A 13,179-nucleotide genomic window follows, 5' to 3' on the forward strand; every position below is an offset into this window, starting at 1 on the left:
TCGTATGGCCGACTTCGCGGGCGATCAAGCAGCTTGCCCCGTTGTCCCGCCGTCTTTATCACTGTCCTTCGTTCGGAAACCGGTAGTTGAAGCCTTTGAATCGTCACTCCAGCCTTGCCCTCCACACCCTGCGGCACATCTTCGCCATGCTCCTCCTGCTGGTTCTCGCCGGCGGGGGCGTGTCTGTCGTTGCTCACGCGCAGGAGGCTACCGCGCCGACAGAGTCGACCGCGCCGGCGCCAGCGGACCAGCCGAGCGCACCTGATCAGGCTGTCCCCAAGGCCGCGCCCGTTGCCAGCGTTATGGCCGAGCAGCGCGAGAAGATCGAAGGTCTCACCAAGCAGGTCGACGACATCTCGAAGAAAATCGACGTCGCCGGCAAGGACGATGCCGGGCTCGTGGCCCTTCGCGCGCAGCTGGAAGCCGTCGACAAGTCGCTGCTCGACAGCGGCGTGGCATTCCGTCCGCGCCTCGCCGAGATCAATTCGCGCGTTACCCAGCTTGGCAATCCGCCCTCCGATGGCCAGCCGCCGGAACCCGAAATGGTGGCCAATGAGCGGCATGCGCTGAACACCGAAAAGGCCGAGATCAACGTCTTGCTGGGCAAGGCCGAAGACCTTTCGGTGCGCGTCAACGGCATGGTCAACAAGATCACCGTGCTGCGCCGCAGCCTGTTCACCAACATGCTGACCAAGCGCTACGAACTCGCCAATGCGTTCACCGGCGAGGTTGGGCATGCGGTCAATTACGAGATCACTCGCCTCTACAATTCGGTCTCGGCCTGGCTGCGCTTCGTCGTCCAGTTCAAGTTCCGCGCCGTGCTCGCGGCGACCTTCTTCGCGCTGCTCGTCGCTGCCGTCATGCAGTTCGGCGGGCGGCGGATTTTCGGGCGACTGATAAATCGCGACCCGTCGCTGGACGATCCTTCCTATCTCAGCCGTCTGTCGGTGGCCTTCTGGTCGACGCTGTTGCCGACGCTGGCGATGGGCGTTCTACTCTCCGGCACCGTCACGCTCTACACCTATTTCAACGTGCTGCGCGGCGATATCGGCGTTCTGCTGAGCGGCTTCTTCGCCGTTCTGTTCGTCAGCTTCTTCGTCAATTGCCTGAGCCGTGCCGTGCTGTCGCCGGACATGCCGAACTGGCGCCTGATCTCGATCGAGTCGCGTGCCGCGTGGCTGCTGGTGTGGCTGATGACGACCACCGCCTTCGTGGTCGGCCTCGACTCCTTCATGGGCGTGGTCAGCGACACGTTGAGCTCGCCGCTTTCGGTCACCATCGTGAAGAGCCTTGTAGCCGCGCTCGTCGTGGGTGTTCTGTTGGTGCTGATCGGCTCCGTCAGGCCGTTCCTGGACGAGAAAGGGGCGCCGCGCCGCTGGCCCACGACGTTGCGCTACACCCTCTATCTGATCGGCTTTGCCACCATCGTTTCGGCGCTGCTCGGCTATGTCAGCTTTGCGCAGTTCGTCTCGCAGCAGATCGTCATTACCGGCGCGCTGCTGGCGACGGCCTATATCGGCTTCCTGGCAGCGAGCGCGATTTCGGAAGAGGGCGCGTTTGCCGACACCTCGGTCGGCCGCTGGCTGAAGAACCGCCACAACCTCGAAGACACCACGCTCGACCAGCTCGGCCTCGTCGCCAATGTGCTGATCCACATCCTGATCGTCATCGTCTTCTTGCCCTTCATCTTGTTCCAGTGGGGCTTCCAGCCGGGCGACATCCTGGTCTGGCTCAACAAGCTGGCGACCGGCTTCAAGATCGGCTCGTTCTCCTTCTCGCCGCTGGCGATCGTCACCGGCGTCGTCGTCTTCGTGCTGGGCTATTTCATCACCCGCTGGTTCCAGGGCTGGCTCGACGGGTCGGTGATGGCGCGCGGCAAGGTCGATGCGGGCGTGCGCAATTCGATCCGCACCGTCATTGGCTATGCGGGCGTCGCGCTGGCGGGGCTGATCGGCATCTCGTCTGCGGGCATCGACCTCTCCAATCTTGCACTGGTTGCCGGCGGTCTCTCGCTCGGTATCGGTTTCGGCCTGCAGAACGTGGTGTCGAATTTCGTTTCCGGCCTGATCCTCTTGGCCGAGCGCCCGTTCAAGGCGGGCGACTGGATCGTGGCGGGACAGGTTTCCGGCACGGTGAAGAAGATCAGCGTGCGCGCTACCGAGATCGAAACTTTCCAGCGCCAGACCGTGATCCTGCCGAACTCCGAGCTGATCAACGGCGCGGTCGGCAACTGGACGCACCGCAACAAGCTCGGCCGCATCGAGATACCGGTCGGCGTTGCCCATGGTTCCGACGTCAAGCGCGTGCATGAGGTCCTGCTCGACATTGCCCGCAGCCATCCGATGGTCCTGAAGAACCCGGAACCCTTCGTGCTCTTTGCCGCCTTCGGCGAATCCGCACTGAATTTCGAAGTCAGGGTGTTCCTGGCCGACATCGGCAACGGCTCGATCGTGCAGAACGACATCCGCTTTGCCATCGTCGAGGCCTTCGAGAAGGAGCACATCCAGATCCCGTCGCCCCGGCGCGATGTCGTCGTGAAGACGTCGACTTCGTCGAATGGCTGGTCGATCGACGACGAAAAGGCGGAAGCGGAATATCTGGAGATATTGACTGCCAGGGCCAAGGCGGCCGAGCAGCCGGCGCCGCGTCGCCGACGCAAGAAGCCCGACCCGGCGTGACCGAATTGTGGCCCGAACGTGTCATTCAGTTGCCGTTCAGGTTGGAATACCTATAAAGTCACTGCAAGGGTGAAAACAACTTGCGAAACGCAACAGGGGCGGTGGTGACACCGGTAATTGCAATGAAGACACTCATTCTAGCAGCCACGGCTTGTCTCGGCGCAGCCGGCGCGGCCTTCGCTGCGAGTGCCGTCAACAAGGATCCGCAGCCCCGCACGCTCATCGTGACCGAAGGCGGCAGCAAGTCGGAGCTGGCGATCGGCCCCGGCGAAACGGTGGAATTCTGCTCGAGCGGCTGTTTCGTCACCCTGCCCAATGGTGACCGCGAGGCGCTGACCGGCAACGAGGCCATCGAGATTTCCGGCGGCGCTGCCCGCTTCCGGTAACCGAAAGGCACCAAGACAGTTTCGAGGCCGGGCAAGTTGTCCGGCCTTTTGTGGTTTCCTACGGCCGGCATGGCACCGCTGCCGGCGCGATGCGGAAACCTGACCTCGACACAGCTTCACGGGCCTGAACCAGGCCTGCTTCGGTGTCATTCCCCATGGCGTATGCGCGATTTCCGACGAGCCTTCTTGTGGCTGGTCGCTCGGCTTTTTTGTAATGTCGCAAACAGGCTGCAATCCGGGGGCCGCATAGCCCTATAGTCCGCCCGCAGTACCACTTTGGAGTCGCGGTCAATGGCAGGGTTTCCGGAAAAAGCGAAGGTCGTCATCATCGGTCTGGGCGGCATTGTCGGCGCGTCCGTCGCGCACCACCTGGTCGAGCGCGGCTGGGACGACATCGTCGGCATCGACAAGTCCGGCATCCCGACCGACATCGGCTCGACGGCGCATGCCTCGGACTTCTGCTACATGACCAGCCACGACTTCCTGTCGTGCTGGACGTCGCTCTACTCCATCGATTTCTACGAGAAGATGGGCCACTACGCTCGCATCGGCGGGCTCGAAGTGGCGCGCACCGGCCATGACACTTGGATGGAGGAGATCAAGCGCAAGGTCTCGTCGGGCAGGGCGTTCGGCACCCGCGCTCATCTCGTCACGCCCGAGGAGATCAAGGAAAAGTTCCCGCTGATCGAGCAGGACAAGGTCATGGGCGGCATGTTCGACCCCGACGCCGGCCTTGTCATTCCGCGCTCGCAGACGGTCGCCGGCAAGCTGGTCGATGCGGCTGAAAAGTCCAGCAAGCTGCAGGCCTTCGCCAACACGCCCGCCCAATCGCTGATCGTCGAGAACGGCCGCATCAAGGGCGTCGTCACCCATCGCGGTACGATCGTGGCCGATCATGTCGTCGTCTGCACCGGCCTGTGGGGCCGTCTGATCGCCGAAATGGTCGGCGAAGACCTGCCGGTGATGCCGGTCGATCACCCGCTGACCTTCTTCGGCCCGTATAACGAGTTCGAGGGCACCGGCAAGGAAATCGGCTTCCCTCTGCTGCGCGACCAGGGCAACTCGGCCTATATGCGCGACACCGGCGACCCGAAGACCACCGAGGGCGGCCAGATCGAGTGGGGCTATTACGAGACCGACAATCCGCGCCTTTGCCATCCGCGCGACCTGCTCGAGAAGGATCAGGCGCGTCTGTCGCCCTCGCAGCGCGACCTCGACATGGAGCAGATCATCGAGCCCCTGGAGCGCGCGATCGAACTGACGCCGATCCTGGGTGAACTCGGATACAATGAAAGCCACTCCTTCAACGGCCTGCTGCAAGTCTCCGCCGGCGGCGGCGCATCCTGCGGCGAGAGCCAGAAGGTGCGGGGGCTGTGGTACTGCGTCGGCATCTGGGTCAAGGACGGCCCCGGTTACGGCAAGCTGATCGCCGACTGGATGACCGACGGTCGTACCGAAATCGATCACAATAGCATCGACTATGCGCGCTTCTATCAGCACCAACTGAAGGAAGACTTCATCGAAGGCCGCACCCGCGAGGCCGCGCAGAAGATCTACTACCCGGCCGTGCATCCGCGCGAGCCCTATGCGACCGGCCGCAACATCAAGCGCTCGCCCTTCTATGAGCGCGAGGTCGAGCTTGGCGGCTATTTCATGGAGCTCGGCGGTTGGGAGCGCGCGCACGGCTACGCCGCCAACGAGCATCTGCTCGAAAAGTACGGCAACCGGGTGCCCGTGCGCGAGAACGAATGGGACAGCCGCCATTTCTGGCGCGTCTCCAATGCCGAGCATCTCGCCATGAGCGAGGACTGCGGCATCGTGAACCTGTCGCACTTCTATATGTTCGATGTCGAAGGACCGGACCATGTCGAGCTGATGGAATGGCTCTGCGCGGCCAAGATCGGCGGTGACGCCAATATCGGTAAGGGCATCTACACCCACTTCCTCGACGACGAAGGCAATGTCCGCGCCGACCTCACCGTCATTCGCATGGCGGACCGCTGCCGCGTGATCGACGGTGCCGACGCCGGCCCGCGCGACTTCCACTACGTGAAGCGCGTTGCGGAGGACAAAGGTTTCGACGTCACCATCACCGACGTTTCGGAAAAGTATGTCACCATCGGCATCTGGGGACCCAACGCGCGCGCGACGCTCAAGAAGGTCGTTGCCGATCCGGGTGGGCTCGATCCGGAGAACTTCTCCTTCGCCGCGATCAAACCGATCGAAATCGCCGGCAAGACGGTCACCGCGTTCCGCATTTCCTATGTCGGCGAGCAGGGCTGGGAACTGCACATGCGCTACGAAGACGGCCTCGCCGTCTGGGACGCGCTGCGCTCCACCGGCGTCATGGCTTTCGGCGTCGAGACCTACGCCAATTCGCGCCGCATGGAAAAGAGCCTGCGTCTCCAGAACGCCGACCTCCTCACGCAGTACAACCTGATCGAAGCCGATCTTGCGCGCCCGAAGGTCAAGGAGGCGGATTTCCGCGGCAAGGCCAAGCACCTGGAGTACAAGGCGCGCGCCAACCAGCCGGCCATGCTCTGCACGCTCGTGCTGACCGACACCAAGGACGCCAAGGGTGTCGCCCGTTATCCGGTGGGCTCCATGCCGGTGGTCGATCCCGCAACCGGCGAGGTGCTGGTGGACGAACTTGGTCGCCGTTCCTACACGACCTCCGTCGCCTTCGGGCCGACCCTCGGCAAGAACATCGCGCTCGCCTATCTCCCATGGGCCTATGCTCAGGAAGGTCGCAAGCTGAATGTCGAGTACTTCACGGAGACCTTCCCTGCAGAGGTCGTCGGCGTCGGCTACAAGCCGCTTTACGACCCGGAGAACCTGAAGCCGCGCAACTGATCGTGCTCATGATGCAATGTTTCAAAGTAAAGGCCCGGATTTTCCGGGCCTTTCTTTTTGTCGATAGCTTGGCTAGCCTCGATCTATGTCTCGACTCGCTCGTGCCAGGCATGTCCTTTCAGGCGTCGTTGCTGCGGCGCTGAGCCTTTTCTTTGTCTTTCAAAGTCATGCCGCCGAAGCGGTCGATGTCGAGCTGGTGCTGGCGGTCGACGTGTCGCTTTCGATGTCTCCGGCCGAACTCCAGAAACAGCGGCTGGGCTACGCTGCGGCGTTCACCGGGGATCGCGTCATCGAGGCGATCGCCGCCGGCAAGCATCGCCGGATCGCGGTCACCTATTTCGAGTGGTCTGGGGCGACGATGCAGCGTGTCGTCGTGCCCTGGATGGTGGTTTCCTCGCGCGCCGACGCCCAACACTTTGCCAGCCAACTAGCGGCAATCCCGCCCGCGGGCGGGGAGCGGACGTCGATCTCCGGAGCGCTGGAATACGCCTCCGGCCTGTTCCGCAAGAGCCCCTATCGTGCGCCACGGAAGATCATCGATATTTCCGGCGACGGGCCAAACGATCATGGCGCGCCCGTGAACCGCGCGCGTGATGCGGCCGTGCGCCGGGGCATCGTCATCAATGGCCTGCCCATGATGATACGCGGCCGCTCCATCAATCATCGCTACGAGATGGCGGATCTCGACCAGTACTATGCCGGCTGCGTCATCGGCGGGACGGGATCTTTTATGATGCCAGTCAACAGCTGGTCGCAGTTTCCTGCGGTTCTGCAACGCAAGCTCGTGCTCGAACTCAGAGAGCGGACATCGGGAGTGTGGCGTGCGGAGGCGAACGGCGAGGGGCTGCCGGTGGTGCCTGTCGCGGCTGCGGTGCGGGCTCCCGTTGACTGCATGATCGGCGAAAGGCTTTGGCTCGAACGACCGTGGAAACCCTGGGATCACTTGCACGTCTGGAACCCCTGGGTGTGGGGGCCTCACTGAAACCGCGTTTGCTGCCTCGGGCGATGTGCCGAGGCAGAATGTTGCGGCGAGATCTGCCCTTTCAGGCGGCGATCAGCTGCTTTCGGTCGACGCGTTCCTGCTGCGGTGAGCGGGCATAGAGCTCACGGTAGCATTTGGAGAAGTGCGAGGCCGAGACGAAGCCGCAGGCCACCGCCACTTCCACCACCGGCATGGACGACTGGATCAGCAGATGCCGGGCGCGGTCGAGCCGGATTTCGAGATAATAGCGCGCCGGCGAGCGGCCCATCTCGGTACGGAAGAGGCGCTCGATCTGGCGGCGCGACAGGCCGACATGGTCGGCGATCTCGATCAGCGACAGCGGCTCGGAAAGGTTCGCTTCCATCAATTCGATGATGGTGAGCACCTTCGAATTCTGCACGCCGAGACGCGCGCGAAGCGGCAGCCGCTGGCGGTCGGTGGGGCTGCGTACGCGGTCTGTCAGCACCTGCTCGCAGATGCGGTTGACGAGATTGTCGTCAAAGTCCTCGCCGATTAGCTTGAGCATCATGTCGAGTGCTGCGGTGCCGCCGGCGCAGGTATAGATGTTCTGGTCGACCTCGAAGAGGTCGGCAAACACATTGGCCTTGGGGAAAGCTTCCTGGAAGCCAGGCAGGTTCTCCCAATGGATGGCGCAGCGCTTGTTAGACAAGAGCCCGGCGGAAGCCAGCACATAGGCGCCGGTGCACAGGCCGCCGATGGCGACGCCGCGATTGTATTCCTCGCGCAGCCAGGCGAAGACCGACTTGTTGTGGTATTTTTCGACATTCATGCCGGTGCAGACAACGGCCATCGAGGGGCGGTCGGGGCCGGCCATCTTCCTGCGCTCGTCCTCGAGCGACGTATTGACCGCGCATTCGACGCCGTTTGAAGCAGGCACCGGCTTGCCATCCAGGCTAGCCAGCCGCCAGCGATAGGCTTCATAGCCCAACATGCGGTTAGCGATGCGCAACGGATCAAGCGCCGTTGCGAAGGCGACCATGGTGAAATCGGGAACCAGGAAGAAGACAATCGATCTCTTGATCGGATGTTTTACGACGTTCAAGGAGGCCTCACGCAAACCCAAAATAACGCGAACAAGCATGTCGCGATCAGAAAAGCGTCATCAGGAAAAACTTTTCCTGTCAATGGGGTGGAATGATGGCCAAAAGCTAAATCTGCGACATGCCTCGAAGGTGGCGAGTGCGTACTTGTACGTTTGTGAAAGCGGCGGAATGCGCAACGCAAAACCGCGCGGCCCGGTGGAGCTCGCGCGGCGTCAACGTTCAGCCCGAGTGAGATCGGGCAGGGTACAATCTGCGGTTTTTAGCGGACGAGAAAGCCGAGGCGGGCGCCGGCGATCGCGCCGGACTGGCCGGGCATCGTCTGGTTCAGGCGCTGGCGCTCAAGTGCAGTCGTCAGGTTGATCTCGCGGCGCTTGCCGGCGAAAAGCCGGGAAAAGAACTTCATGACACATCTCCATGCAGTCAGATTACACGGGGTGCCTTCGCTCGATGGGTTGGGGCAACTCGTTAGATGGTGCTGGTATAGATGCTTTGTGGCGTAAGTTAAGCAGGGAAAGCGAAGTACTTGGATCGGAATGCGACATGGTCGACGACGTATTTGCGACGAAATCAGCAGAAAGCCTATTTATTTCAATGTTTTGATCTTCGATCTGTCTGCCATGTGCCTGGCTCATATGTGTCCTGCGCGCGACGCATGGCTGAACCGCTTTACTTGCGGCCCGTTGCAAACCCAAGAAAAAGTCCGCCGGACATCTGCGCGGAAGTCCGGCGGACATGGTCTTGGGAGTGCATTTTTACTTCATCTCCGCCTGCGGACGTGAATCCTGGATGGCGGGCCAGCCGATATCCTTCTGGATCTCGACGGGCAGGGCGCGCACGGAGCGCTCGGTCAGGTAGCGATTGCGAGCCCTGGAATACTGGGCGGCCATGCGGCCGATCCTCTCAAGGATAAACATGGCGTTCTCCTTTCGGTTGTAGCGGCAAAACCGCCTCGTCCCGGCATTGGATGAGCCGGTGTCAGTAGTTCTCCGTCACTTTCTCTTGACGATGTTGACTATCTGCCTGTTCTCATGTTCAATCAATCGAAATGAAATGATTTGTTAGATCAGAAAAATTGAAAGGCTGTAGCCATGTCGGCCCCCCTCAATCATCCTCTGCCGGTGCTTGATCTCGATGTGCTGCGCACTTTCGTTGCGATCGCCGAAACGGGCAGTTTCACCACTGCCGCAAACGCGGTGTTCCGCACGCCGTCGGCGGTGTCGATGCAGATCAAGAAGCTGGAAGACGTCCTCGGCCGCTCCGTATTTTCGCGCGACGCGCGGTCGGTGGCGCTGACCACCGATGGCGAGATGCTGCTGGGCTATGCACGCCGCATGCTGGCCATCAACCGCGAGGCGGTGTCGAAGTTCATTGTGCCCGACATCACGGGCGTGGTGCGGCTCGGCTCGCCGGATGATTATGGCGAGCGCATCCTGCCGCATGTGCTCAAGCGCTTTGCCCAGTCGCACCCGTCGATAGCTGTCGATGTCACCATCGACCAGAGCAAGAACCTGTGGCGGCGCATGGACGACCGCACGCTCGACATCACGCTCGTCACCAATTCCTACAAGTTCAGCCTGGATGGCGCGGAGACGCTGATGACCGAGCCCATCGTCTGGGCTGGCGCCAAGGGGGGCTGCGCGCATATGCGCGAGCCTTTGCCGGTGTCGCTCTGGGAAGAGGGCTGCGCGTGGCGAGCCGGGGCGCTCGAAGCGCTCGCCCGGGAAGGACGCAACTACCGGATCGCCTATATGAGCGCGCATACGGCGGGCCAGCGTGCGGCCATCCTGGCCGATCTCGCCGTGGCGCCGCTGCCGCGCTCCTTCATCGGCGCGGAACTGATCGAACTCGGCGCCAAGGACGGCATGCCCGATATCGGCGTCTATAGCCTTGCGATGGTAGTGACGCCGGAAGCTAACGCGCCGGTGAGGGCGGTGGCCGACCATATCCGCGCAACGTTCGACGTTTTTCGCGAAACGGGCAGGTTCTTCTGACGTTCGTTCGTCAGCCCTGCAGATAAGCCACGATCCGGTCACGGGCGCGGCGGCCTTCCGGCATGTCGACCAGCGGCCAGACATGGAACATGTCGGGCTCCAGAACCAGGTCGACGTCGACCCCGACTTCGCGCGCCTTTTCCGCAAAGATGATGTTGTCTGGGGTCAGCATGTCGCGCGTGCCGGTCAGAAGCAGCGTCTTCGGCAGCACGCTGAGGTCGCCATAGAGCGGGCTGATGCGCCAGTCGCCGCGATCGAGGCCCGGCGCATAGAGGCGGATGGCCTCGAGCCCGCCGGGAATGTCCAGCCACGGATCCGCTGCCGCCATCTGCCTGACCACCTCGTTGCGCAGTGTCATGTCTAATCCGGGCGAGATGAGGACATGCCTGGCCGGTGCCGGAATGCCTTCCAGCGCGCCCATCATGGTCATCACAACCGCCATGTTGCCGCCGGCGGAATCGCCCATGAAAACGATGTTGTCGGCCGCCGATTCCCGCAGCATGGCGCGGTAGACGTCCAGCACCATGTCGAACATCGTGTGGATGTCGTGTTCGGGCGCGATGGGGTAGATCGGCACGGTCACGCGCATGCCCAAACGCTCGGCCATTTCCGCCGCCAGAAACCAATGATAACTCGTGATTTCGAAACAGAAGGCGCCGCCGTGCAGGTAGAGGATTCGGCGGGCGCCGGTGCTGTGCGGCACAACCTCATAGACGGGAAATCCCTGCACCATTCCCTGCCTGATCGTCAGGCGACGGGCCAGGCGCAGCGGAGGTTCATGGCTCTGGCTGCGCCGCGAGGAGGCGATCCAGCGCTTCAGGTTTTCCGGGCTGGTGAAAGCGCGCTTGCGGCTATGCTTGATGATGAGGGCAACGAGACGACTTTGGAGACTGGACATGCGAAGAACTCCCGGACCTCCGGCTGCCGCCTCCCTGCCTTGAATTTGTGCCCGTTCCGGCCTTCGTCAAGGCCGGAACATCAGTCTCGCTGGGTTAGCATCACCCTCGGCGTCTTGCGGCGCGCTCCTCGCGCGAGCGCCGGCGCGGCGCACCGTCGCCCGTGGTCTCTTCCGCGAGCACCTTGCGCGGTGGCAGCTTCACCTGTTCGGCGAGCTTCGGGAACGGATCGACCTTGTTGGGCAGCGCCATGGCATCGATGAAAAGCTGCTGGAAATTGGGCTCCAGCGCGGTCTCGATCTTTTCGATGCGGCCGACTTCCTTCTCGATCTCGCGGCGATGGCCGCGGTTGAGCAGCGCCATCAGCGCGCCGGTGCCTGCGGCATTGCCCACCGCCTTCACTTCCGAAAGGTCGCAGTCGGGGATCAGGCCGAGCACCATGGCGTATTTCGGATCGATGAAGGAGCCGAAGGCGCCGGCGAAGCGGATCGTGTCGACCGTCTCAACGCCCTGCTTTTCCATCAGGAGCTTCACGCCTGCATAGAGCGCGGCCTTGGCAAGCTGGATGGCGCGCACGTCGTTCTGCGTCACCGTGATGCGCGGTTCTCCATCGCGCAGCAGGTAGGAGAAGGTGCGGCCGTTCTGGATGATGCGCGTCGAGCGCTCGGCGAGCGAGCCGTCGACCACGCCGTCCTCCGAGATGACGCCGGACAGATACATCTCCGCCACCACCTCGATGATGGCCGAGCCGCAGATGCCGGTGACGCCGGTGGCCTTGGCGTCTTCCTCAAAACCTTCCTCGTCGGACCACTTGTCCACGCCGATGACGCGGTATTTCGGCTCCAGCGTTTCGGGGTCGATGCGCACGCGTTCGATGGCGCCGGGAGCGGCGCGCTGGCCGGACGAGATCTCGGCCCCCTCGAAGGCCGGGCCCGTCGGCGAAGAAGCGGCCACCACGCGTTTGTTGTTACCAAGTACGATTTCGGCATTCGTACCGACATCGACCAGGAGCATCATCTTGTCCTGTCGATACGGACCTTCGGACAGCGTCGCGCCGGCGGCGTCGGCGCCGACATGGCCGGCGATGCAGGGCAGCAGATAGACGCGACCGCCCAGATTGATCTCGATGTCGATGTCATGCGCCCAGTATTGCAGCGCGCCCGAAACGGCCAGCGCGAAGGGCGCCTGGCCAAGCTCGGTCGGGTCAATGCCCAGGAACAGGTGGTGCATGATCGGGTTGGCGACGAAGACCGAATCGAGGATGTCGTGGCGATCGACGCCGCCTTCCTCGCAAACCTTGCCGATCAGCGTGTTGACGGCCTCGCGCACGGCCTTGGTCATGGCCTCGCGCCCGTCCGGATTCATCATCACGTAGGAGACGCGGCTCATCAGGTCTTCGCCGAAGCGGATCTGCGGGTTGGACGTGCCCGACGAGGCGACGATGCGGCCCGAAAGCAGCGACACCAGATGCATGGCGATGGTGGTCGAGCCGATGTCGCAGGCGATGCCGTAGGCCTCGTTCTTCAGGTCGGGCCAGAGGCCGATGATGAAGGGGCGTGAAGAGTCCGTGTCGCGGTGGATGGCGGCGGTGACGCCCCAGTTGCCCTTGCGCAATATGCCCTGCACCTGCGGAATAAGATGCGGCGCGATCAGGAGGTCCTTCCAGCCCCAGTCCTTCTCCAGCATCGCCTTGAGGCGGTCGAGGTCGCCTAGCGGCTTGTGCATGTCGGGCTCGTCGACCTCGACATAGCAGAGCTGGATTGCCGGATTGCGCTCGATGTGGCGGTCGACGGCGGCCTTGCGCACCACCTGTGCGTTGATGACCGTGTCCTGCGGCACGTCGATGACGAGGTCGCCCTGGATGGTGGCCGAGCAGGAGAGGCGGCGCCCTTCGGGCAGGCCGCGCACGCGCTCATAGCGCTCTTCCTTCGGCCCCTTGGCCGAGATGTGCTCGTTGGACGAGACGATCTTGTGCTTGGCGAAATTGCCTTCCTGCACCTCGATCTGGCAGCGGCCGCAGGTGGCGCGCCCGCCGCAGACGCTTTCGACATAGACGCCAAGCTGGCGTGCGGCATCGAGCACCGGCGTGCCCACAGGGAAGCGTCCGCGCTTGCCCGACGGCATGAACAGGACCAACGGATCGGTGATGTTGGCGGGAGAGTTCATCTCAGGCACTCCTTGCGGCCGCGCTCGTTCCTGCCAGCTTCCGGCAGGTTGCCGCACTGGCGGCCATGGTCATCAGTAGCGCAGCAATTGTCTTGCGAAACGGGTCAAGGCCCGCCCATCGGGCAGGCCAGGGTCTATGCGATAGAATGTAAGATCTTACGCT

General features: G+C 62.8%; 10 protein-coding genes. 5 read left to right on the plus strand and 5 right to left on the minus strand.

Annotation, left to right across the window (positions count from 1 at the left end):
• The first annotated feature begins 302 nt into the window (after positions 1–302).
• The 4 genes from C7I85_RS01500 to C7I85_RS01515 all read left to right on the plus strand — a co-directional run bounded on the left by C7I85_RS01500 (position 303) and on the right by C7I85_RS01515 (position 6,899).
• Positions 303–2,678, plus strand: a complete 2,376-nt coding sequence (locus C7I85_RS01500) for a mechanosensitive ion channel family protein (protein ID WP_106722574.1) — start codon at positions 303–305, stop codon at positions 2,676–2,678.
• 122 nt (positions 2,679–2,800) lie between these two features.
• Positions 2,801–3,064 carry a hypothetical protein gene (locus C7I85_RS01505; RefSeq protein ID WP_106722182.1) on the plus strand — a complete coding sequence of 88 codons (264 nt, stop codon included), beginning with the start codon at positions 2,801–2,803 and terminating at the stop codon, positions 3,062–3,064.
• A gap of 291 nt (positions 3,065–3,355) precedes the next feature.
• Positions 3,356–5,917 (plus strand): GcvT family protein, encoded by a 2,562-nt coding sequence (locus tag C7I85_RS01510; protein ID WP_106722183.1) that lies wholly within the window; start codon positions 3,356–3,358, stop codon positions 5,915–5,917.
• An 85-nt stretch (positions 5,918–6,002) separates the two neighbouring features.
• Complete coding sequence (locus C7I85_RS01515) at positions 6,003–6,899, plus strand: DUF1194 domain-containing protein (protein ID WP_106722184.1); 897 nt, start codon at positions 6,003–6,005, stop codon at positions 6,897–6,899.
• A gap of 61 nt (positions 6,900–6,960) precedes the next feature.
• Here the strand turns inward: C7I85_RS01515 and C7I85_RS01520 are convergent, their stop codons facing one another.
• The 3 genes from C7I85_RS01520 to C7I85_RS30855 all read right to left on the minus strand — a co-directional run bounded on the left by C7I85_RS01520 (position 6,961) and on the right by C7I85_RS30855 (position 8,877).
• The gene (locus C7I85_RS01520) at positions 6,961–7,899 is read right to left on the minus strand and encodes a GlxA family transcriptional regulator (RefSeq protein ID WP_428832808.1); all 939 of its coding nucleotides are present in this window, start codon (positions 7,897–7,899) and stop codon (positions 6,961–6,963) included.
• A 323-nt stretch (positions 7,900–8,222) separates the two neighbouring features.
• Positions 8,223–8,366 carry a hypothetical protein gene (locus tag C7I85_RS01525; protein ID WP_106722185.1) on the minus strand — a complete coding sequence of 48 codons (144 nt, stop codon included), beginning with the start codon at positions 8,364–8,366 and terminating at the stop codon, positions 8,223–8,225.
• Positions 8,367–8,715: 349 nt separating this feature from the next.
• Entirely contained in the window at positions 8,716–8,877 is a 162-nt protein-coding gene (locus C7I85_RS30855) for a hypothetical protein (protein WP_181257046.1), read from the minus strand.
• Positions 8,878–9,051: 174 nt separating this feature from the next.
• Here C7I85_RS30855 and C7I85_RS01530 point away from each other — a divergent pair, with 174 nt between their 5' ends.
• On the plus strand, positions 9,052–9,954 hold the full coding sequence (locus tag C7I85_RS01530) for a LysR substrate-binding domain-containing protein (RefSeq protein WP_106722186.1): 903 nt from the start codon (positions 9,052–9,054) through the stop codon (positions 9,952–9,954).
• Positions 9,955–9,964: 10 nt separating this feature from the next.
• Here the strand turns inward: C7I85_RS01530 and C7I85_RS01535 are convergent, their stop codons facing one another.
• The gene (locus C7I85_RS01535) at positions 9,965–10,852 is read right to left on the minus strand and encodes an alpha/beta hydrolase (RefSeq protein ID WP_106722187.1); all 888 of its coding nucleotides are present in this window, start codon (positions 10,850–10,852) and stop codon (positions 9,965–9,967) included.
• A 100-nt stretch (positions 10,853–10,952) separates the two neighbouring features.
• A complete protein-coding gene (locus C7I85_RS01540) occupies positions 10,953–13,016 on the minus strand; it encodes an ASKHA domain-containing protein (RefSeq protein WP_106722188.1) in 2,064 nt (687 codons plus the stop codon).
• Between the last annotated feature and the right edge of the window lie 163 nt (positions 13,017–13,179).

The organism is Pseudaminobacter soli (ex Li et al. 2025) (assembly GCF_003012705.1).
GTDB classification, from domain to species: domain Bacteria; phylum Pseudomonadota; class Alphaproteobacteria; order Rhizobiales; family Rhizobiaceae; genus Pseudaminobacter; species Pseudaminobacter soli.